Source organism: Actinomadura viridis, assembly GCF_015751755.1.
Taxonomy (GTDB): domain Bacteria; phylum Actinomycetota; class Actinomycetes; order Streptosporangiales; family Streptosporangiaceae; genus Spirillospora; species Spirillospora viridis.
Genome location: NZ_JADOUA010000001.1, coordinates 8772545 through 8793773, shown reverse-complemented (window position 1 = coordinate 8793773; position 21229 = coordinate 8772545). Strand labels below are relative to the sequence as shown.

20 protein-coding genes are annotated in these 21229 nt (G+C 72.6%); 7 read left to right on the top strand and 13 right to left on the bottom strand.

Annotated elements, in window-relative coordinates:
• Window positions 1–27: 27 nt before the first annotated feature.
• The 4 genes from IW256_RS39985 to IW256_RS39970 form a co-directional block, all read right to left on the bottom strand.
• Window positions 28–1248, bottom strand: a complete 1221-nt coding sequence (locus IW256_RS39985) for a cytochrome P450 family protein (RefSeq protein ID WP_197015891.1) — start codon at window positions 1246–1248, stop codon at window positions 28–30.
• Between the two features lie 377 nt (window positions 1249–1625).
• Entirely contained in the window at window positions 1626–2795 is a 1170-nt protein-coding gene (locus IW256_RS39980; RefSeq protein ID WP_420535438.1) for an acyl-CoA dehydrogenase family protein, read from the bottom strand.
• Window positions 2792–3664 carry an HTD2 family dehydratase gene (locus tag IW256_RS39975; RefSeq protein WP_197015890.1) on the bottom strand — a complete coding sequence of 291 codons (873 nt, stop codon included), beginning with the start codon at window positions 3662–3664 and terminating at the stop codon, window positions 2792–2794. Before IW256_RS39975 ends, IW256_RS39980 begins: the two co-directional genes overlap by 4 nt.
• Window positions 3661–4956, bottom strand: a complete 1296-nt coding sequence (locus IW256_RS39970) for a CoA transferase (protein WP_197015889.1) — start codon at window positions 4954–4956, stop codon at window positions 3661–3663. Before IW256_RS39970 ends, IW256_RS39975 begins: the two co-directional genes overlap by 4 nt.
• 134 nt (window positions 4957–5090) lie before the next feature.
• Between IW256_RS39970 and IW256_RS39965 the strand changes: the two genes are divergently transcribed.
• The 5 genes from IW256_RS39965 to IW256_RS39945 all read left to right on the top strand — a co-directional run bounded on the left by IW256_RS39965 (window position 5091) and on the right by IW256_RS39945 (window position 9556).
• Window positions 5091–5828, top strand: coding sequence for a GntR family transcriptional regulator (locus IW256_RS39965; RefSeq protein ID WP_231404115.1), 738 nt, complete (start codon window positions 5091–5093; stop codon window positions 5826–5828).
• A 207-nt stretch (window positions 5829–6035) separates the two neighbouring features.
• Window positions 6036–6599 (top strand): ATP-binding protein, encoded by a 564-nt coding sequence (locus IW256_RS39960; protein ID WP_197015888.1) that lies wholly within the window; start codon window positions 6036–6038, stop codon window positions 6597–6599.
• Window positions 6596–7516, top strand: a complete 921-nt coding sequence (locus tag IW256_RS39955) for an SAM-dependent methyltransferase (RefSeq protein WP_197015887.1) — start codon at window positions 6596–6598, stop codon at window positions 7514–7516. The genes IW256_RS39960 and IW256_RS39955 overlap by 4 nt, the downstream gene beginning before the upstream one ends.
• A gap of 203 nt (window positions 7517–7719) precedes the next feature.
• The gene (locus tag IW256_RS39950) at window positions 7720–8766 is read left to right on the top strand and encodes a hypothetical protein (RefSeq protein WP_197015886.1); all 1047 of its coding nucleotides are present in this window, start codon (window positions 7720–7722) and stop codon (window positions 8764–8766) included.
• A gap of 25 nt (window positions 8767–8791) precedes the next feature.
• Window positions 8792–9556: a class I SAM-dependent methyltransferase gene (locus tag IW256_RS39945; RefSeq protein ID WP_197015885.1), complete on the top strand. Its 765-nt coding sequence runs from the start codon at window positions 8792–8794 to the stop codon at window positions 9554–9556.
• A gap of 87 nt (window positions 9557–9643) precedes the next feature.
• Here the strand turns inward: IW256_RS39945 and IW256_RS39940 are convergent, their stop codons facing one another.
• The 4 genes from IW256_RS39940 to IW256_RS39925 form a co-directional block, all read right to left on the bottom strand.
• The gene (locus tag IW256_RS39940; RefSeq protein WP_197015884.1) at window positions 9644–10912 is read right to left on the bottom strand and encodes an acyl-CoA dehydrogenase family protein; all 1269 of its coding nucleotides are present in this window, start codon (window positions 10910–10912) and stop codon (window positions 9644–9646) included.
• A gap of 167 nt (window positions 10913–11079) precedes the next feature.
• Window positions 11080–11721, bottom strand: a complete 642-nt coding sequence (locus IW256_RS39935) for a DUF2231 domain-containing protein (protein WP_197015883.1) — start codon at window positions 11719–11721, stop codon at window positions 11080–11082.
• 79 nt (window positions 11722–11800) lie between these two features.
• Window positions 11801–12367, bottom strand: a complete 567-nt coding sequence (locus tag IW256_RS39930) for a hemerythrin domain-containing protein (protein WP_197015882.1) — start codon at window positions 12365–12367, stop codon at window positions 11801–11803.
• 167 nt (window positions 12368–12534) lie between these two features.
• Window positions 12535–12786, bottom strand: coding sequence for a hypervirulence associated TUDOR domain-containing protein (locus IW256_RS39925; protein WP_197015881.1), 252 nt, complete (start codon window positions 12784–12786; stop codon window positions 12535–12537).
• 182 nt (window positions 12787–12968) lie between these two features.
• Here IW256_RS39925 and IW256_RS39920 point away from each other — a divergent pair, with 182 nt between their 5' ends.
• Entirely contained in the window at window positions 12969–13535 is a 567-nt protein-coding gene (locus IW256_RS39920; RefSeq protein WP_197015880.1) for an ArsR/SmtB family transcription factor, read from the top strand.
• A gap of 111 nt (window positions 13536–13646) precedes the next feature.
• Here IW256_RS39920 and IW256_RS39915 read toward each other — a convergent pair whose 3' ends face one another.
• On the bottom strand, window positions 13647–15191 hold the full coding sequence (locus IW256_RS39915) for an FAD-binding oxidoreductase (protein ID WP_197015879.1): 1545 nt from the start codon (window positions 15189–15191) through the stop codon (window positions 13647–13649).
• A gap of 623 nt (window positions 15192–15814) precedes the next feature.
• Between IW256_RS39915 and IW256_RS39910 the strand changes: the two genes are divergently transcribed.
• Window positions 15815–16588: a peptidoglycan recognition protein family protein gene (locus IW256_RS39910; RefSeq protein WP_197015878.1), complete on the top strand. Its 774-nt coding sequence runs from the start codon at window positions 15815–15817 to the stop codon at window positions 16586–16588.
• 99 nt (window positions 16589–16687) lie between these two features.
• On the opposite strand, the gene IW256_RS41905 is transcribed toward IW256_RS39910, so the two are convergent.
• Genes IW256_RS41905 through IW256_RS39895 form a run of 4 tightly spaced genes read right to left on the bottom strand, consistent with a single transcriptional unit; the run spans window position 16688 to window position 21142 of the window.
• Window positions 16688–17326, bottom strand: coding sequence for a bifunctional 4-hydroxy-2-oxoglutarate aldolase/2-dehydro-3-deoxy-phosphogluconate aldolase (locus IW256_RS41905; RefSeq protein ID WP_307829366.1), 639 nt, complete (start codon window positions 17324–17326; stop codon window positions 16688–16690).
• Complete coding sequence (locus tag IW256_RS41900) at window positions 17323–18492, bottom strand: glycoside hydrolase family 16 protein (RefSeq protein ID WP_231404114.1); 1170 nt, start codon at window positions 18490–18492, stop codon at window positions 17323–17325. Before IW256_RS41900 ends, IW256_RS41905 begins: the two co-directional genes overlap by 4 nt.
• Before the next feature lie 12 nt (window positions 18493–18504).
• Window positions 18505–19812, bottom strand: coding sequence for a BNR-4 repeat-containing protein (locus IW256_RS39900; protein ID WP_197015876.1), 1308 nt, complete (start codon window positions 19810–19812; stop codon window positions 18505–18507).
• 37 nt (window positions 19813–19849) lie between these two features.
• On the bottom strand, window positions 19850–21142 hold the full coding sequence (locus tag IW256_RS39895) for an extracellular solute-binding protein (protein WP_197015875.1): 1293 nt from the start codon (window positions 21140–21142) through the stop codon (window positions 19850–19852).
• Window positions 21143–21229 lie beyond the last annotated feature (87 nt).

Below are 21229 nucleotides of genomic sequence, written 5' to 3'. Positions count from 1 at the left end.
CCGTCCGTTTCTCCGTTCTCCGCGCGCTCAGCTCCCGTAGAGGGTGACCGGCAGTGAACGATGCCCGTTGGAGATGAACGACTCCACGGCCCGGAGCTCGCCCGGGTCGACGGCCAGGGCGAGGTCCGGGAAGCGCTCGAAGAGGGCCGGGAGGGCGATCTCCGCCTCCAGCCGGGCGAGCGGGGCGCCGACGCAGAAGTGCACCCCGTACCCGAAGGCCAGGTGCTCCTTGTTCAGCCGGGAGATGTCGAACCGGTCGGCGTCCTCACCGTGCAGGCCCGGGTCCCGGTTGGCGGCGGCGTAGGCGGCCAGGATCGCGTCGCCCTTGGGGATGACGACGCCGTCCACCTCGACGTCCTCCACGGCGTACCGCAGCGGCAGGTTGGCGACCGGCGCCTGCCAGCGCAGCGTCTCCTCGACCGCGTCCGCCCAGGAGCCGGAACGGGCGAGGGCGAGCTGCTCGGGGTGGGTGAGCAGGGCCGTGATGGCGTGGTCGAGCAGGTTGACGGTGGTCTCGTGGCCGGCCGAGATCATCAGGATCAGGGTGTCGACCATCTCGGCCTCGCTGAGCCGCGAGCCGTCGTCGTCCCGGGCGGCGATCAGGCCGCTGGCCATGTCGTCGCCGGGCTCGCGGCGCTTGTGGGCGACCAGCTCGGTGAGGATGCCGTACAGCTCGTGCTGGTTGGCCATCGCCTGCTCCGGCGTGAGGGCGGTGTTGAAGACGCCGTCGACGCAGCGGCGCAGGCCGGGACGGGCGTCCTCCGGGATGCCGAACAGGCTGCAGATCACCTCGATCGGCAGCGGGTAGGCGAAGCCCTCGCGGAGGTCGGCCCGCCCGTCCGGCGACGCGGCGAGCGAGTCGAGCAGGCCGTTGGTGATCTTCTCGATCCCCGGCCGCAGCGCCTCGACGCGGCGCGCGGTGAACGCCTTGGCGACCAGGGAGCGCAGCCGGCGGTGGTCGTCGCCGTAGGCGGTGAACATGTTCTTCACCGACACCCACAGCGCCAGCGACCAGTCCTGGGGGATCTTCCCGTCGATCCAGTCGGGCCAGTGCCGGTTGGGGTCCTTGGAGACCCGGGGGTCGGCCAGCAGGCGCCGGAGCGGCTCCTGCGCGGTCACCGCCCAGGCCACCACGCCGCCGGGCAGCTCCACCCGTGTCGCCGTCCCGCGGTCCCGAAGGCGGGCCGCCTCGCCCTGAACGTCGGTACCGGCGGGGTCGAGGACATAGGGGAGGGCATCGTGGGCCATGGACTCTCCAGAACGCGTCGGGGGCTGGACAGGGCTCGGCGCCAGGGTGAACGCGGCGGGTGACGCGGTCAAGGCGCGGCGAACCCGCCGATCCTACAGAGCCCTTGATCGTTTTGAGCGGTCAGACGAGAGTCGGCTCCTCCAGTCAGGAGACCCGCCGCGGGGGCGCGCCGGACACCCCGCCCTCCGACCTGCACGCCCTTCCCCCCGGCACGCCGGCGGCCCGGCCGCCCTGACGGTCGGAAATTTCTAGCGATCAACCCGTATGGCCGGGAATGGCCATATCGTCCCGCGGGCACATCGACTTGCGGCGCGTCGCTGCCCTGACCACTCGGTCACACGACAACTCGCCGCAAATCAACGCCGGGCCCGGCTCGCTACGGCAGGCCGCCGCGGGAGACGAGCTGCCGGACGATGACGTCGCGCTGGATCTCGTTGGTCCCCTCACCGACGATCATCAGCGGAGCGTCGCGGAAGTAGCGCTCGACGTCGAACTCGGTGGAGTAGCCGTACCCGCCGTGGATCCGGACCGCGTTGAGGGCGACCTCCATGGCGGTCTCCGAGGCGAACAGCTTGGCCATCCCCGCCTCCATGTCGCAGCGCTCGCCGCTGTCGTACCGCTCCGCCGCGTGCATCAGGAGGCGGCGGGCGGCGGTGAGCCCGGTGGCCATGTCGGCGAGGAGGTTGCCGACGCTCTGGTGCTTCCAGATCGGCTTGCCGAAGCTCTCCCGCTCCTGCGCGTACCGGAAGGCGTCGTCGAACGCGGCGCGGCCCACGCCGGTGGCGCGCGCGGCGACCTGGATCCGCCCGATCTCCAGGCCCTTCATCATCTGCGCGAACCCCCGCCCCTCCACCTCGCCGAGCAGCGCCGTACGGGGCACCCGGCAGTCGTCGAAGGACAGCTCGCAGCTCTCCACGCCCTTGTAACCGAGCTTGGGCAGGTCCCGGGAGACGGTGAAGCCGGGGCCCTTCTCCACCAGCAGGACGCTGATGCCCGCGTGGGCGGGCCGCGCGGAGGGGTCGGTCTTGCAGAGCAGGGCGACCAGGCCGGCGCGGCGGGCGTTGGTGATCCAGGTCTTGGTGCCGTTGACGACGTAGCCGTCGCCGTCCGGCCGCGCCACCGTCCGCAGGTTCTGCAGGTCCGACCCGCCGCCGGGCTCGGTCAGCGCCATCGCGGCGCGGAGCTCCCCGGTGGCCATGCGCGGCAGGTAGCGGCGCTTCTGCTCCTCGGTGCCGTACGCCAGGATCAGCTTGGACACCACCGAGTGGCCGCCCATCGCCCCGGCCAGGCTCATCCAGCCGCGGGCCAGCTCCTCGGCGACCAGCGCGTAGCAGGGGGTGGAGACCGACGCCTCCCCGTACGGCTCGGGGATGGCGAGGCCGAAGACGCCCATCGCCTTCATCCGCTCGATGAGCGCCTCGGGATAGGTGTCGGAGTGCTCCAGCTCCCGGACGACCGGGCGGACCTCCCGGTCGACGAAGTCCCGGACCGTCCCGACGATGGCGCTCTCCTCGTCGTTCAGCTCGTACACGCCGTCCCCCTTCACGCGAACTCCGCCTCGGCCTCGGCACGGACCGTCCCGGCGGCGCCGGCGACGGACAGGCGCGCGGCCGCCCCGCCGGGGACGCCGGTCACCAGCACCGGTTCGGCCGCGAACACCGGGCGGCGGAAACGGTAGCCGAGGCGGGCCAGGCGCCGCTCCGGCGCGTGCCTGCGCGGCAGCTCGGCCATCAGCACGGCCAGCAGGGGGCCGTGCACCACCAGGTCCGGGTAGCCCTCCTCGTCCCGCGCGTACGGCAGGTCGTAGTGGATGCGGTGCGCGTTGGCGGTGAGCGCGCTGAACCGGAAGAGCAGCACCGGGTCGGCCTCCAGCGGCAGCAGCCAGGGCGCGGCCGAGGACGGCTCGTCCCGGCGCGGCTCGTGGCGCGCGGCGCCGCCCCCGCCGGAGCGGTAGACCAGGTCCTGCTCCTCGGTGACCCGCAGCTCGCCGTCCTGGCGGAACTCGTGCCGCACGGTGACGAACAGCAGCTCGCCGGTCCGCCCCTCCTTCACCTTCACGCCGGTGACGGCGGAGGTGCGCACGGCGTCCGCGCCCACTCGCAGCGGCTCCGCGACCCGCAGCCGCCCCCCGGCGAACATGCGGGTCCGGTCCGGGACGGGCGGCAGGAAGTGCCCGTCCCGGGGATGGCCGTCGGGGCCCAGCTCCGATTGGGCGGGCCAGTCCAGGAAGTACAGCCACTGCCAGAGCGGCGGCAGCGGATCGCCGGCCGCGGGCGCGTCACCGGCCCGGTCGAGCAGCCCGGCCAGCGCCGCGGCCGGGGCCGGGCCGATCGTCGCGGTCGCCGTCAGCTCCTCGGGCCGCCAGCCGCGCACGTACGCGGCGAGGCCCGGCGCCCCGGACGCTCCCGTGCTCATCTCCCGCCCGCCCTTCCGGCTTCCGCGGCCGTCCTTCCGGCTTCCGGGGCCGGCCCCGCGGGTTCTCCGGCCACGCCGCGGGCGCGCAGGTCGTCCACCTCGCCCGGGGACAGCGACAGCAGCTCCCGCAGCACCTCACCGGTGTGCTCCCCCAGCACCGGCGCGGGACGGGGCGGGACCTGCCGGCCGTCGAACACCAGCGGCGGCCCCGGCGCGAGATGGCGGCCGGCGCCGGGCTGGTCGAGCACGTCCATCAGCGGGCTGGAACGGAGCGCGGCGGCATCGTCCCGGGTCAGCCCGGCCAGGTCGCCGTACCGCGCCACCAGGACCGAGGCGTCGCCCAGGTCCCGCTCGATCTCGGCACGGGTCCGGGACGCGAACCACGGCGCCATGACGCCGCCCAGCGCCTCCCGGTGGCGGTAGCGGTCGGCGGCGCGCCCGAAGTCCGCGCCGAAGGCCCGCTCCAGGGCGGCGGCGACCTCGCCGAGCCCGGTCGCGGCCAGCAGGTCGCGCCAGTGCCGCCCGGTCAGCACCACCACCATGACCGGCTCGCCGTCGGCGGTGGCGAAGTCGCGGCCGAAGTCGCCGAAGAGGTGGTTGCCCAGGCGCGGCCGGGGCGTGTCGCAGAGCTGGGCCTCGGCCAGGTAGCCGAGGTTGCCGGCGGTGGCGAGCGCGACGTCGTACAGGGCCACCTCGATCCGCCGCCCCTCGCCGGTGCGCGCCCGGTGCCGCTCGGCGGCCAGAAGGCCCGTGGCCAGGTAGAGCCCGCACGCGACGTCCCAGACGGGCAGGACGTGGTTCACCGGGCCGTCGTGGCTCTCCGGCCCGGTCAGGTACGGGAAGCCCAGCTCCGCGTTCACGGTGTAGTCCACCGCGTTGCGGCCGTCCCGGTGGCCGAGGAGGCGGAGGTGGATCAGGTCGGGGCGCGCGGCCCGCAGGTCGTCGTAGGCCAGCCCGCCGCGCGGGGCCGCGTTCGTGAGGACGATCCCGCCGTCCTCGCCGCTCCCGGCGACCAGGCGGGCGACGATCCGGCGGCCCTCGGGCGAGCGCAGGTCGACGGTGACCGACCGCTTCCCCTTGTTCAGCCCCGCCCAGTACAGGCTGTGCCCGGACGGGGCCAGCGGCCAGCGGCCGATGTCGGGCCCGCCGCCCACCTGGTCGATCCGGATCACGTCGGCGCCCAGCTGGGCGAGCGTCATCCCGCCCAGGGGCGAGGCCACGAAACTGGACAGTTCGATCACGCGCATCCCCGCCAGCGGCGGGGACGGTTCCTGCTGCGCCGCGTCGTCCATGCTCTCCTCGCTCCCCTGGGCCGGTTCCGCCGGACACGGTATCCAGATTCTATAGAATGTGGAATATCGTCGCCGGGGCGAGGCCGCCCGCGAGTATGCTCGGCCGGTCGGCCCGGGAACGGAGCGGAGGTGCGATGCCCAGCAGCCGGCCGCCGGGGGCCGGAGGCCGCCCGGCGCTCGACGACAAGCACCAGCTCAGCGAGAAGGTCGCCGCCTACGTGCGGGAGGCCATCATGATCGGCCGGCTCCGCGCCCCGGACTACGTCCGGACCGAGCGGCTGGCCGCCGAGCTGGGGATCAGCGCCACACCGGTGCGCGAGGCGCTGATGATCCTGCACAGCGAGGGCGCGGTGCGCTGGGAGCCCCGCCGCGGGTTCCGGGTCCTGCCGCTGACCGCGCGGGACGTCGACGACCTGTTCCGCGTCCAGGCGTACATCGCGGGCGAGCTGGCCGCACGGGCCGCGGTCGCGCTGGACGAGGCGGAGATCGAGCGGCTGGGACGGGTCCAGCGGGAGCTGGAGGACGCCGCGCGGGCCGGCGACGCCGAGCGGGTCGACCGGCTCAACCACGAGATCCACCGGACCGTCAACAAGTCCTCCGGCTCGTCCCGGATGACGACGCTCCTGAACCTGACCGTGCACTACGTGCCGCTGCGCTTCTTCGGCACCATCGAGGGCTGGGCCGAGGCGTCCGCGCACGACCACTCCGCCGTCTTCGACGCCCTCCGCGCCCGTGACCCGGACGCGGCGCGCGCCGCGATGGCCGGCCACATCCGGCACATCGGGCGGCTCCTCGTCCGGCACCTGGAGGCCCGGAACGTCCTCACCGAGCCGCCCGAGGCCGAGCCGGAGGCCGTCGCCGGGACGCCCTGACGCTCTCCGGGCGGACTTTCCGCAGCGTGCGGGGAGGGCTTTGCACGCGTGCAAGCGGCCGTGACCGAACGGCCTCGCCGCGTCAGAGTTGCTGTTGTGCGGACGGACCCCGGCTCGCTCGCACGACCCGCCACATTCCGACTCCCACCAGGCATACAGCGAATGTTCGGTTACAGCCCGACACGGACACGTGGAAACGCCGCAGCCATGGACACACTTGACGCTTGGTCCGGATCGCCGACGCTCTGCTCGGGCCCGTTCGCCGAGCCGTCCCTCGAAGTGGGGACGCCCTACGGATGGAACCCGGGCCTGACCTCCGAAGGTCTCCTCGGGGAGATCGACATCGCCGCCACCCCGGCCGCCGTACGGCTGGCCCGCTCCTATGTCAGGGCGGTGGCCGGCGAGTGCTTCGGCGCCGCCGCCCCCGTGCTCGACGACCTCGAACTGCTGACCAGCGAGGCCGTGACCAACTCGGTGGTGCACGCCCGCCCGCGCCGCCACGGCACGGTCACGCTCTCGGCCCTGCACGCCGACGGCGGGGTGCGCGTCGAGGTCATCGACGGCGGCCCCCGTCCCAAGCCGCTCGCGGCGCACGGGGCCGCGCTCCCGGACCCGGCCGGAGGCGCGGAGGACGGCGACCCGGCCGTCAACGGGCGCGGCCTGCTGCTCATCCACACCCTCGCCGCCGACCACGGCCGCCACCACAACATCGACGGGTCCACCACGTTCTGGTTCAAGGTGGCCGTCGACGAGGTAGGGGAGACGCCATGACCCGGGGGCCGGTGCTGAGCCCTCCCCGGCGACCCGGCCCCCGCCTCCCGGAGCCGCCGCCCGCCCTCACGGGCACCCCGTGCCTCCCGCCCGGAGCGCGGGAGCCGGCGGGCGGCCTGGACACCGCGCCTCCCAGCAACGCCCGGGTCTACGACTACTTCCTGGGCGGCAAGGACAACTACGCCGTGGACCGGGACCTGGCCGAACGGGCGCTGCGCGAGGCGCCCGTGCTCGGCTCGCTGGCCAGGGTCAACCGCGCCTTCCTGCACCGTGCCACCCGCTTCCTCGCCGAACGGGCCGGGCTGCGCCAGTTCCTCGACATCGGCTGCGGCCTCCCCGCGCACGACACCGTCGACGCCATCGTCCGGCGGGTCCACCCGGGCTGCCGGGTGGCCTACGTCGACAACGACCCGATGGTGCTCGCCCACGCCCGCGCGCTGATGGCCCTCGGCGACGGCACCGGCGTCTTCGCCGGCGACGTGCGCGAGCCCGCCACGATCCTCGGCCATCCCGGGCTGCGGCGGCTGATCGATCTCGACGAGCCGGTGGCGGTGCTGCTGGTGGGCGTCCTGCACCACCTCACCGACGGCGACGACCCGGACGGCGCCGTCGCCGCCCTCGTGGACGCGCTCCCGCCCGGCAGCCACGTGGCGGTCTCCCACGCGGTGCGCACCCCCCAACTGGACGCGGCGGCCGGGATCTACCAGAGCGCCGGCGTGCCGTTCACGCCCCGGAGCCGCGAGCGGATAGCGCGGCTCACCGAGGGCCTGGAACCGCTCCGGCCGGTGCTCCCCTTTCCTGCGGACCTGGCCCTCTCGCCCCGTGGCCCGCGGCCCGGGGAGCACATGCCCCTCGCAGGCCATATCGGGCGCAAGCCCGCTCGTTCCTTCGATGAACGGCGCAGCGTCCCTCGATGACGCACAGTCCCTCGCTGACGCGTAGTCCCTCGCTGACGCACAGCCCCTCGCTGACGCACAGTCCCTCGATGAGAGGTTCGGCCCTCGTCCGCGGAACGGCACCGTGGCGGAATCACGCCGGCCGATCGCGCCAACGGCCCTTGCCGCCCCCGATCGCCCCGATACGATCGACGTGTCAGCAGGTGCCACTCTTGGGGCGATTCATGACCGCCGACGGCGAGCCGAGATCTCTTTCGGAGATCACCAGGGAACTCGGGCTGAACATGTCCGACGTGGCGATGTTCTCCGGGCTGGACGAGAGCACGGTATCCCGCCTGTGGGACAACACCGAATGGCTCGACCGCATCAGCGGGCGGTCCTTGCAGAGCCTGATCTCGTCGGTTCCGGGAATCGCCGAATACTCCATGGCGCATTCGTTGCGGCGGCGGCGGAATTCGCTGGTCAACGATCTGGACGGCGAAGGACTCTCGGTCGACCTGAACGCCCTGGAGAATTCCAGCATCGCCCAGCAGCATCTGCTGAACGCCCTTGAGGCGGCGCTGCACATCGTCCGCGGGAACGCCACCGCCCGGGTGTCCTCCTATCTGGCCCGTTTCTGGGGGCAGGAACAGGACCGCGCGCTGGAGGCGCTCTATTCCCGGGAGCGCGGCCACGGGCTGCTGGACGACCCGCACAAGCTCGTCGAGTCCTCGGTCGATCTCACTCCCCGGCTGAACCGCAAGAACTATTCGTTCCATTCGATCCTGGCCCTCAACATCCTGACGCACCAGGTCAGCAAGGTGACCGGCACGCTTGACGCGAAACTGGACCCGCAGGTGCCGGGACGCCAGAACGCCTTCATGATGCGGGGCGTGGTCATGGGGTCACTGATCGGCTCCAATGACCTCGACCTGGCCGAGAGATACCGGCGGCAGCTCATCCGGACGCCGGTGTACGCCGCACTGGAGGAATGGTCGTTCCCCACCTACACGCGCGACGGCCGGATCAGTTCCGACTTCACCCTGCCCAGCTCGCTGCTGCTGCGTAATACGGCGCGCGAGGTGCTGCGGGAGATCACGAGTTACAACGACGCCTACCTGTACTATCTGGTGTCGACATATATTCCGTTGGCGCTGCAACGCGATCCCACGTTCGGCGGACGGATCGGCGACCTGATCACGGCACTGCATCGGCGTGGCGCCGGCTGCCGGGAACGGAAAATACGGGTCGCCTGCGAGAAACTGGTGAAACAGCTGCGGGGCATGGCCTGATCCATGCGAAAGGAATGGGGGGTCGGTGAAAGAGGCGACTCAGTCGGTGGCGAACCTCACGCGGGAGCGCTGGGAGGCCAACGCGGAGTACTGGGTGAAGATCATCCGGGAGGGCCGTGACCGGTACCGTACCGAGCTCACCGACCGGGCCATGCTGGAGGCGATCGGCCCCTGCGCGGGGCTGCGGGTCCTCGACGCGGGCTGCGGGGAGGGCTATCTCGCCCGGGAGCTGGCGGCCCGGGGCGCCGAGGTGGTGGGCGTCGACGCCAGCCAGGGGCTGATCGACGCGGCCGAGGGCCATCCGGACGGCCGCCGCGGGTCGATGTCGTTCATCCGCGCGAGCGTGGACGCGATGCCGGTCGAGGACGCCGGCTTCGACCTGGTGGTCTGCAACCACCTGTTCAGCCACCTGCACGACCCGGGCGACGCGATCCGCGAGTTCGGCCGGGTCCTGCGGAGCGGCGGCCGGCTGATCATCCTCACCCTGCACCCGTGCTTCTACGTCGAGGACTCCGAGCGCGGGGCGACGGCGAGCGTGCCGGCCTCCCGCTACTTCACCCCGCGGGGCGTCGACCAGCGCTTCCTCGTGGACGGGCTGGAGTCCCCCGCGGAGATCACCTCGTTCCTCCGTCCCCTCGAGTACTACTCTGGAACGCTCCGAGACGCCGGTTTCGTCATCGCCGACCTGCGCGAGCCGCACCCGACGGACGAGCAGCTGCGCAGCGATCCCTGGTGGCGCGAGGGCTTCCCGACCGCGCTCTTCCTGCTCCTGATCGCCGAACGGCGCTGACCCGACGGATCACACGCATGGAAGGGGCGGCCCGCCAGTGGCGGGCCGCCCCTCCTTCCCGATCGCCCCGCGAGGGGCGCTCCCGGCCTACTCCCCGACGCCCTTGGGCGCCTTCTGCTTCATGAAGCCGAACATGTAGCCCGCGACACGGCGCATCTGGATCTCCTCCGCGCCCTCGGTGATCCGGTAGCGCCGGTGGTGCCGGTAGATGTGCTCGAACGGCTTGTGCCGCGAGTACCCGAGCCCGCCGTGCACCTGCATGGCCCGGTCCGCCGCCTCGCAGCACAGCCGGTTGGCCCAGTAGTTGCACATCGAGACCTCCTTGGACGCCGAGAAGGGGCCCCCGGTGTCCATCTGCCAGGCGGTCTTGTGGATGAGCGCCCGCAGCATGTCGCACTGCGTCTGCAGTTCCACCAGCGGGAACTGGATGGCCTGGTTGGACGCCAGCGGCTTGCCGAACGGCGCTCGTTCCTTCGCGTACGCGACCGACTGGTCGACGCAGTACTGCGCCGCGCCGAGGCTTGAGGCCGCCTGGCGGATCCGGTTCTCGTTGAAGAAGTGCTGGACGACCTGCAGGCCGCGGCCCTCGCCGCCGAAGACCGCCGTGTCCGGCACCCGCACGCCGGTCAGCTTGATGTGCGCGTGGTCGGTGGGCATGTTGAAGGTCCACAGGTACTCCTGGACCTCGAAGCCCGGCGCCGAGGTCGGGACCAGGAACGCGGTGATCCCGGTGCCGTCGCCCGGCGCGCCGGACGTGCGGGCGAAGATCAGGTCGTGGTCGGCGGCGTGCACCCCGGTGTTCCAGGTCTTCTCACCGTCGATCACCCAGCCGTCGCCGTCCCGGACCGCGGTGGTCTCCATGAACGTGGCGTCCGAGCCGTGGTCGGGCTCGGTGATGCCGAAGGCGAAGAACCGGCGGCCCTCGGCGAGGTCGTCCACCCACTCGGCCCGCTGCTCGGGCGTCCCGTACTCCAGCATGAGCAGCAGCGCGACGTTGTTGCCCACGATGGCGTGCTCGTTCTGCAGGTCGCAGTGCAGCCCCAGGCCGCGGGCGGCGAGATGCTCCCTGATCACCGCCATGCCGAGGTTGGTGCCGTCCATCCCCCCGTACTCCTTGGGGAACGGATAGCGGTAGAAGCCCGCCGCGTCCGCGCGCCGCCGCGCCTCGCCCAGCAGCGCCTCCCACTCCCGGTCGGGCAGCCCGCCGCGCTCCCAGTCCGTACGGGCGTCCTCGCGGCGGTGGTCGAAGAAGCGGATGTTGTCGTCCCGCCGCTCCAGCGGCTCGATCTCCTGCTCGATGAACGCGTCGAGCCTCGCGAGGAGGCCGGTCAGTTCCTCGGGGAGCGTGAAGTCCATGGGTGTCGCGCCCTTCGCGTGCGGTCCTCTGGGGCGCCACCCTACAAACCGTTCACTTACCGGCGGGCAGCGGGACCGCCCGCCGGCGGCCCGGCGGGCACGGACCCCGCCCGCGGGCCGCCGCGTTCAGCCACCGGCCGGCCGATGGCGAACGGGAGCGGGCGCTCTCAGGCGCGCGCCCCCGTCCCGGCCATCTCGGGCCGCTTGCGGGCCTGCCGCTCGGGCTCCTCCTCGAACCCCGGGTCGCTGCTGCCCACGTGCCGGACCAGCGTGAGGTGGCCGCCGAGGTAGCCGCCGACGATCGCCGCCGCGCCGCCCGCGAGGGCCAGGCCCACGCCCAGCCCGTGCCGGTGCCGGCGGCGGGCCATCAGGGACGCGCCGTACAGGCAGGCCGCCAGCCCGTTGATCCCGGCGTGCGCGACGCCGACCCGGCGGTCGCCGCCCTCGGTCTCGTCCCACTCGACGGCTCCCGAGAGCACGGTGGGCACGGCGGCGGCCAGGCCGAAGGCCAGCAGCCCGCGGGCCGCCGGGCGGGCCCGCCGGCCGCCGAACAGGTCGAGCAGGCTGGTGCAGGTCCAGGCGCCGAGCGGCAGGTCGGTGAGCGCCGGGTGCGCGGCGTGGCCGAACCACCGGCCGCGGAGCAGGGCGGCCGTCCTCGTCGAGGACGACAGCGGCCGGATCACCGGCTCCAGCCCCTTCCCGATCGTGTCGAGCCCCCGCGCCCGCTCGATGCCTCGCATGGCCGGGACGAACGGTGATCGTCCCGCCTCCTCCGGCCGCTCCTGGGCGCGGCGTTCCTCGAGATTCATGTGCTGGTCCCTCCCCCGTAGAGGCGGGGCCGCTCCGGCGCCCCCGCTCGCCACGGCCGAGCCCCCGTGGCCGGCCGTCTCACTTCATGGCGTCCCTGATCAGGTCGCGCACCCGGTCGATCACGGCCAGGGGCGGCCCGGCCAGGAGGTTCCTGGTCGCGCTCTCCGCACCCGGATGCGGATGCGTGGGAGCGGTCGCCTCGGCCACCCGGACGGCGGCGGCCAGGCCGCGGCGCTGGCTCTCGCTGAACGCGTCGCGCAGCCGTTCGAACTCCTCGGTCTCCTCGGCGCGGGCGTGCGCGAGCACCGTGTCGCGCAGCCCTCTCAGCCTGGGGAGGAAGTGCGGGTCGCCGGTGTTCATGCCGTCGAGCTCGGCGAGCAGCTCCTTGGCCACCCGCTCCTCCGCGAGGCGTTCGCCCACGATCTCCCCGCCGCCGGGCAGCGCGCGCCGGGCCATCGGGTGCACGATCTCCTCCTCCGCGGTCTCGTGCACCGCCAGCAGCCGGACGAGGCGGTGGAACGCCTCCCGGCGGCGGGTCCCGGTGGACTTCTCCACGAGGTCGAACAGGTCGCGGATCTGATCGTGCTGGTGGCGGAGCAGGTCGATGACGTCCCGTACGGGCACGTCGGCCGGCGCCGTGCTCATGCGTCCCCCCGATGGCTCGCTGACTGGATCACCGCTGGCCCTACCCCCGGCGCCGGGCCGCTAAGCGGCGCCCGGAACCGGCCTGACCTGCGGCACCGGACATGCCGCGGGCTCCCTTGAGGGGTGGACATCAAGGGAGCCCGAGGTGACGGGCCGCCGCGCGGCCGTCAGCCCTTCTTCTTCAGGTGCTTCATGGCCGACGGCTTGTGGACGGCCTTCTTGCCGCTCTTGTCGCCGCGCGCCATGTGCCGGTCGTCCTCGGACGGGGCCCCCTCGCGTCCCGCGCCCTCGGCCCGCTCAGTGATCTCCTCGTTCACGGTCCCCCGCACGTCGGCGCCGTGGCTCGGCCACGTGGCCTTGTCCCCCGCTGCCGGAGCCCCGCCCCGGCCCGGCTTCTTGCCCCTGCCTGACTTCGCCATATCCCGGTCCCTTCCTAGCGGCATGGTGGTCGCATGGCCTCCGGCGCGGCACCGGCACGGGAGGCCGGCCCGCGCGAGGCCCTCGGCAATGACGACGATCCCCCGCGCCCGGCGCCCCTATGGCAACGAGATCACCAAGGTTGGCGCCGCGCCGGTCAACTCACCGCATTAGGCTCCTGCCCATGGAGGACGACGCCGGGCCGGTCACGCACGACGCTCCGGAGAGGCTCAAGGCGCTCAGCCATCCCCTCCGCCGCCGGATCCTGCAGCGGCTCACCGCGCACGGCCCGGCGACGTCCACCACCCTCGGCCAGGTGCTCGGCGAGAGCACCGGCACCACCAGCTACCACCTGCGCCAGCTGGAGAAGTACGGGTTCATCGAGGAGATCCCCGAGCGGTCCGCCGGACGGGAACGCTGGTGGCGTGCCGTCCAGGGCCCGCGCGACAGGCGGCTGCCCGCGCCGGAGGACCTGGACCCGGCCGGCCGCGCGGCCCTCGCCGAGGTCGTGCGCCTCGGCCACGCCGAGGACTTGGCCCTGCTGAGCAGGCTTCCCGAGGAGTACGCGCGGAATCGCGAGTGGACCAGGCTCTCCCGGGGCTTCACCCGCATGACCGAGGAGGGCCTGGCCGAGTTCTTCGAGGCGTACCTCCGCCTCCTGCGCGAGTACGGGTTCAGCGCCGAGGAGGCGCCTCCCGGTGCCCGCCCGGTCCACATCCGGCTCTTCACGCTTCCCGCCGACGAGGACTGAACGGCCCGGTAGGGACTGACGGCCCGGTAGGGACTGGAACGGCCTGGCAAGGGTGCGGGAAAGGCGCCGCGCCGGCCCGGGGCCGTCGGGACCGGCGCGGCGGGCACGGGGTCAGGCGCCGGGCGGTTCGATGGACTGGCGGTGCCGGAAGACGTTGTTCGGATCCCACCGCTTCTTGACCGCGCGCAGCCTGGAATAGGCGTCCTTGTAGTAGAGGGTCGGCCAGCGCTGGTCCGATCCGTTCCACTTCGGGTCGTTCAGGTCGGCGTCCGGATAGCAGATATAGCAGCCGTCGGTCTGCCCGCCGATCGTGGGGACGCCTTTGGTCTCGGCGAAGGTCGCCTTGTAGATGTCGCGGATCCAGGAGATGTGCTCAGGCTCGTGGACATCCTGCGCCGTCCAGTACACCTGGTACTGGAGTTTGAGGATGGAGTCGCGCTGCCGTACGGCGGTGTCGCGGGACGGCCTGTTGATGGCGGCGCCGTAGGAGTCGACCTGGATGAGGGCCTGCTTGTTCTTGTAGTCCTTGTATTTCTCCTTGCCCAGGTAGGCCCACATCGCGTCGATCTGATGACCGGTGAACGGCTCGCGCAGGTACGCGGACTTGTATTTCCCGCAGCGGTTCTCGCCGCTGCCGTTCAGCGCCTGGGTGGCCGTCAGCCAGGGCATCACGCGGGGGATGTCCATGTGGACGACGGGCGGGTGCTCCCCCATCGGCACGGTCATGGCCTTGGAGACCGGGGAGATGCCGCCGTCGACCGCGTCGAGGAAGTCCCTCATCGCCTCGGGCCCCTCGGGGTCGTCGACGTCGACCTGGGCCAGCAGCCCGATCTGGCCGTTGCTGACGTGGTTGAGCTTGAGCATCGCGAAGAGCTTCCCGGGCGCCGTCTCCGGGTCCTGGTGGTCGCGGAAGTACTCGCCGTACGCGGTGACCAGCTGACTGAAATCGGCCTTGCGGAAGTCGGCCCAGTCCCAGGCGAGGCCCACTAGCAGGACCTGCCGGGGCGGCTCGGGCAGGTCCCGGAACCAGAAACGGGTGACGACGCCGAAGTTGCCCCCGCCGCCGCCCGTATGGGCCCACAGCAATTCACGGAGTTCGGGGTCGGGATCGTCGCGCCGGGCCACGACGAGTTCCACGGAATGGTCGCTCCGCACGACGGCCACTTCCACCGCGTAGAGATAGTCGACGGTGAGCCCGTGCTGCCGGGACAGCAATCCGAAGCCGCCGCCGATGATATGGCCGCCCAGCCCCACCGAATAGCAGGAGCCGCCGGGGAGGGCCCGTCCGCTGAGGGGATAGAGGTGGCTGTAGACGTGCCAGTTGGTCGCACCGGCCTCCACGCAGTAGGCGTTCATGTCCGGGTCGAAGGAGATGCCGTACATCGGGCTGACGTCCAGGATCACCCGCACGTCCTCGCCGCAGACGAAGTCCTCGTAACAATGGCCGCCGGAACGGACGGTGACGCGCCGCCGGTCCGTCCCGGACCCCCCTTTCAGCGCGTCGGCGAGCGCCGTGCGGACCTCCTCGGGGGAACGCACGAGCCGGACGTAGTCGGGCCGGGCGATCCAGCGCTGGTTGAAGCCGCGGCTGAGTGCGGGATAGCGCTTGTCGCCGGGCCGGACGGTCGTGGTCGGCTGGGTCGTTACCTCGTTCATGCGCGCCGCCTTGGGGGGTGGGGGGAACATCGCGAGGTACTCTCCCCACCCTTAACCATGCGCAATCGAGCAGCTTCAAAGAGTTATCCGCCAGGAGAGGGGTCCGGAGCCCTTCAGTTATTTCGAGGCCCGTCCGCCCGGCGCTGAAATTCAACCGATCTTTCAGTTCGCCGCCGGCCACGGCCCCGCGGGCACACCGTTCGGGCAGGTAGGACATCGTTCCGGGCGCGGCGGTGTTTCAGGGCGGCCATGGCGCGCCGCCGGTACGCGCGTCCGATGGTGGCCTTCTCCCCATTCGTCATGAATAGTCGGGGGCGATCGGCCACCCCACGATCACCGGAGGGCTCCCCCACCACGGCCCTCCGTCCGGCCCCGCGGCGGACCCGTCCCCCGCTCACCGGTCCGCCGCGGGGCACCCTGAACGGTCACTCTCTGACACACCACCCGACTCCCTATCAAAGGGTGGTCAGGCAAGCGCATCGACAAAACCCTACAAACTCACCACTAACAGATGCACCACAAGTCGCAAAGCGCCCTCTAGTACCTATCTATCCCGCAAGTCGTCAGTTACGGTTCGGCGCCAGTCCCCTCGTCGACCGATCGACACCGCGAGGAGCCCGCTCATGTCCGTAGAAAGCTCCCTGAACCGACGGACCCTGCTGAAAGGCGCCGCCACGGTCGCCGGCGGCACCGTGCTCGGCGTGGCCGCCACCCCGTCCCCCGCCTCCGCGCTCGCCGCGCCGCGCGTCCACACCCGCGCGGAGTGGGGCGCCCGCCCCCCGACGTCCGCGGCGACCGTGCTCGACCGGGCGCCCGACCACATCGTCGTCCACCACACCGCCACGGCGAACACCACCGACTACTCGGTGGCCGCCGCGTACTCGCTGTCCCGGGGCATCCAGAACTTCCACATGGACTCCAACGGCTGGGCCGACACCGGGCAGCAGCTCACCATCAGCCGCGGCGGCCACCTGATGGAGGGCCGCAACCGGAGCCTCGCCGCCATCAACGCCGGCGACCACGTCGTCGGGGCGCAGACCGCCAACCACAACGACCACACCATCGGCATCGAGAACGAGGGCCTGTACATGACCGTGCAGCCCACCACGGCCCTGTGGAACAGGCTGGTCGAGACGTGCGCGTGGCTGTGCGGCGTGTACGGCCTCGACCCCGCCGCGGCCATCGTCGGGCACCGCGACTACAACGCCACCGCCTGCCCCGGCGACCGGCTGTACGCGCGGCTGCCCGAGCTCCGCCAGGCGGTCCTCATCAAGCTGGACGGCGCGTCGGCCCGGTGGAGCGACGCCGCGCCCGCACGCAGGCCGGACGGCTTCCCCGGCCCCCGGTACACCTTCGATCACGGCCCGGCGCTGGGGCCCGCCGACACCTACCGCTGACACCGCTGACGTCCCGGCGGCGGGTCACGTCCGCCCGCCTCGGGGCCGGTCGCCGCGGGCGCCCGGCGGCGGAGGTCGGTCCGCCGCCGGGCGTCCCGGTCACGGCGTCCGCAGGCTCTCCAGCAGCGCCCGGATCCGGGGGCGGATCGCGTCCTCCGGGCCGCGGGTGAGCTCGCTTCCCATTCCCGCGGCGACCGCCCCGGCGGCGATCCACTCGGGAGCGGACTCCAGGGTGACGCCGCCGGTGGGCACCAGCGGCGCCTGCGGGAGGGCCTGCCGGATCGCGCGCAGCCCGTCCGGTCCGATCCGCCCGGCCGGGAACAGCTTGACCAGGTCGGCCCCGGCCTCCAGGGCCTGGACGATCTCGGTCGGGGTCGCCGCCCCCGCCACGACGGGCACGCCGTGGCGGTGGGCGGTCCGGATGACCGGCACGGACAGCGACGGGCACACCAGGAACGCCGCTCCCGCCGCGATCGCCCGGTCCGCCTGGTGCTCGTCCAGGATCGTGCCCGCCCCCGCCAGCACCCCCGTCCCGCCGCCGGCGGTCTCCCCCGCCACCAGTTCCCGGAGGGCGTCCAGCGCCCCGGGGGTGGTGAGGGAGATCTCGACGGCGGTCAGGCCGGCGCCGGCCAGCAGCCGGGCCCGGCCGAGGGCGGTCGCGGCGTCCGGGGCGCGGACGATGCCGATGACGCGGTCGGCGACCAGGCGTCCGGTGGTCCGCCAGCGGTAGCCGCTCACTGGCGGACGAACTTCACGGCGTCGGCGCGGGCGCAGCTCGACCCGCTCGCGGTCAGCGTGACGGTGTTGCCGGTCCCGGCCGCAAGGGCACGGGTGCCCAGCGAGACCCAGCCGGCGGTGCCGGAGCCCTGGTTCACCGTGACGGCCGTGCCCCCGTTCAGCTGGGCGCGGGCGGCCGGATCGCCACCCGATCCGGCGGGGTTGTAGATGTACACGGCGTAGTCGCCGGACGACCGGATGTTGGGCCGCCAGGTGGCCTTGGCCCCGGCGGCGCAGGCGTACCTGACCGGTGACCCGTGGGTCCATCCGCCGACGGCGCTGTCCTGCCATTCGCCCGTCTCGCTGTAGCCGTAGCCCGCGGGCCCGTCGTTGTCCACGTAGTAGTCACGCTGCCAATACTTGATGTGGTCGAACTCGACCCTCGCCGGGAGCATGGCCGGGTCGGGTGACACCCCGTACGCGATCGAGGTCAGCCAGATGTTGAGGTAGTCGTGCGTCCACTGGCCCGGGAGGTAGGGCGCGGTGAACTTCAGCACGCCGTCGATGTAGTAGCGGACGCTCGTCTCCCGCCAGTCGACGCCGACGGTGTGCCACTGCCGCAGGTCGACGCCGGTGTCGTACACGCCGGTGCCGTAGTGGACGGGCGCCTTGGTCGTCCCGTCCTTCCACGTGTGGACGTTGTGCTGGGTCGTCCGCGGCTGGGCGGAGTCGGTCTCCAGGACGTCGATCTCGGTACGGTGCTCGGGGTTGAACGTGGTGGTGCCGTTCCCGGCCATGAGCCAGAACGCGCTGTGCCATCCGGGCCCGTCGTTGAGCCGGACGCGCGTCTCGTAGTAGCCGTACCGGAACGCCTGCTTGCTGACCACGCCGCCGCCGGTGAACTCCTTGCCCGAGACGCTCTCCTTCTTCAGGTCGATGAGGAGGCGTCCGTCGCCGGACAGGGTCACGTTCCGGGCGAGCTGCGCGCTGAGCGCCTTGACGTCGGTGCGGAAGTTCCACCTGGCCGTGCTGGGTGCGCTGCCCGCCGCGCCGTCGAAGGTGTCGGAGAAGACGAGGCTCCAGCCGGTCCCGGTGGGGTCGGCGTGCGCGGCCTGGGCGGCGGGCAGGACGAGGCAGGTGGCGCCGAGGGTGAGGGCGGCTGCGGTGCGGGCGAGGGGGTTGCGCATGACGTTCCCTTCTCAGCGGCGGCCGTAGTAGAGCTTCTGGGTGCCGGGGGCGGCGAGGTAGAGGACGTCGTCGCCGGAGGAGTCCCGTTTCACGGCGAGGCGTTCGACGGGCAGGCCGGGGGCGGCGGAGGAGGACGTCCACGTCCCGCCGGACTCGGTGGCGGCGAAGACCCGGTCGGTCCCGGACTCGGTCACGTAGTAGACCCGCTTGGACGCCGTCGCGGGATCCCAGGTGATGTCGATCGCGGCCCGGGTCTGGCTCGCGGCGTACACGGTCTGCCGCGCCCAGCCCGTCCCGCTCGGGTAGCCGTACCGGACGGTGAACAGGGCGCCGCTGGAGGGCGAGCGGTACCGGTAGACCACGCGCGGGGACGTCCCGGCGAGCGCCAGTTTCGCGCTCTGCACGACCGGCCCGGTGTCGGTGCTGTCGCGGTACGCCTCGCCCGCTTCCAGCGGCTGGATGACGTCGGCGGTGGCCGTGGTCACCGGCACCGTCTCGGCCGCGCCGTTGTGGTCGGTGAACCTCCCGTCGGACGGGCTGTAGCGCAGGTAGCTCAGCTCGTGCCGGTACGTCTGGGCCGGGTACAGCGCCCATTCGAAGAGGATGTGCACGTTGCCGGCGGAGTCGACCTGGAGGTCGTCGGGGTAGACGGAACGGTTGCCGGAGAGGGCGAACGTCGCGACGGCGCTCCAGGTCGCGCTCGCGTCGTTCCACCGGTAGAGCCGTCCGTGGCGGGCGCCGGAGCCGTCCACGCGCGCGATGACGTACAGGTCGCCGTTGGGCGCCGTGGCCACCACCGGGTAGGTGATGTTCCTGCCCTGGTCGGGCATGTCGGCGGAATGGTTCGTGGGCGCGCCGCCGACGGTGTCGGAGCGGTAGTACCTCCAGGTGTCGTTGTGCATGGAGGCGAACACGTGGAACCGGCCGCTCCCGTCCCTGGCCATGGACGGCTGGTTGTGCCCGATGTCGTCGGGGTACTCGGCCGGGGTCGAGCCGTTCATCAGGGGCAGCCTGCTCCACGTGCCGGACGGGTCGCGCCGGGCGATGGCGACGCGGTGCGTCCCCGCGGTGGAGCCGGGCTCGTTGAACGCGAGGTAGGCGTACTCGCCGGCGCCCTTGTAGGTGTCCAGCGGGCTCCACCAGCCGGCCTGGTTGGAGGAGTCCATGGCGTACGGGACGGGGCCGGGCGCCACCGGCGCGGCGTTCGCGCCGGTGGCGGCGGCCAGGGGCAGGAGGACGAGGGCGGCGGCACCGGCGAGCGCGGCGCGCGGCGGGCGGACGTGGGCGGAGGTTCGGACGGTACGGAGGGGGCGGGGCATCGGGGGGTGCTCTCCTTCTCGTCGCTTCTTCCCTGCGTTACTTCAGGAGCGGCTTCACGGCCTCGACGGCCTTGGTCATGGCGTCCTTGGGCTTGGCCTGGCCCACCAGCGCGGCCTGGACCTGCTGGGCGATGGCGGTGTCGATCTGGGCGGCGCCCGCGTACTGCCAGAACGGGCTGGGGGCGGCGGTCTTGGTGATCTTCTCGGCCCAGGCACCGGCGAACGCGTCGTTCCTCACCTGGGGGCTGGCGAGGGCGGCGGTGGTGCTCGGCGGCATCGCGACCTTGCCGAAGAAGTCCACGGCGGTGGCGGTGTCGGAGGTGGTGCGGGCGGCGAAGTCGGCGGCCTTGGTGGCGCCCTCCCCGTCCACCACGATGATCAGGTGCCCCCACAGGAAGGCGCGGGGGGTGTCGCCGGACTTGAGGACCGGGCGGGACAGCGGCTCGATCTTCTCGACCAGCTTGGGGTCGCGGGCCTGCTTGGCGATGACGCCCTTGGCGATCGGCGCGTCGTCGTAGAACGCCGCCTTCCCCTGCGCGAACAGCGCCCGCGCGTCGAACCGGTCCACGTCCGGGGCGATCAGCTTCTGGTCGTACAGCTTCTTGTACCAGGCGACGGCCTCGACCGAGGCGTCGTCGTCCAGGGTGGGCCGGCCGTCCTGGACGAGGGTGCCGCCGAACGTCTGGATCCACGGCAGGATGTCCTTGAGCTGGGCCGGCTTGGTGGAGGCGGCGTAGGGCACCACGCCGCCGCCCAGCCTGCCCACCGCGCGCAGCGCCTCCTCGAACTCCTCGATGGTGGCGGGCAGGTCCTTCACCCCGGCCTTGCCGAGCAGTTCGGTGTTGGCGATGAGGCCGATCGACCCGGTCGTCCAGGGCAGGCCGTACTGCTTGCCCTGGTACTTGCCGCCGGACAGGGCCACGTCGGTGTAGCCGCCCTTGGCCGCCTGCGGGCCCAGGTCGGCGAGGCGGCCCATGGACGCGACCGCGCCCAGCCAGGCCACGTCGAGCTGGATCGCGCCGGTGACGTCCCCGCCGCGCAGCTTCAGGACGAGCTGGTTCAGGAAGTCGTTGTAGGGGTAGGCCGCCGTCTCGATCTTGACGTTGCCGCTCTTGGCGTAGGCGTCGACGATGGCCTGCACCGCGTCCTTCTGCGCGGCCTCGTTCAGCGACCACGCGGTGAAGGTGAAGTGGTCGGCGTCGCGGTCGCCGCCCGCCGAGCCGCCGGACGAGGGGGCGCAGGCCGCCGCGGCGGCGCCGAGGGCGGTCAGTCCGAGCAGCCGGAGCGCGCCGCGGCGGCTCGGGTTCGCGTACGGGGAGGGGGTGTGCATGCGGTCGTCCTCCTTGGAGGGTCAGCCGAGGGGGGTGAGGGGCGGCGGCGGGGGGCAAGGCGGAACCGTGGACGGGGACGGAGCGCG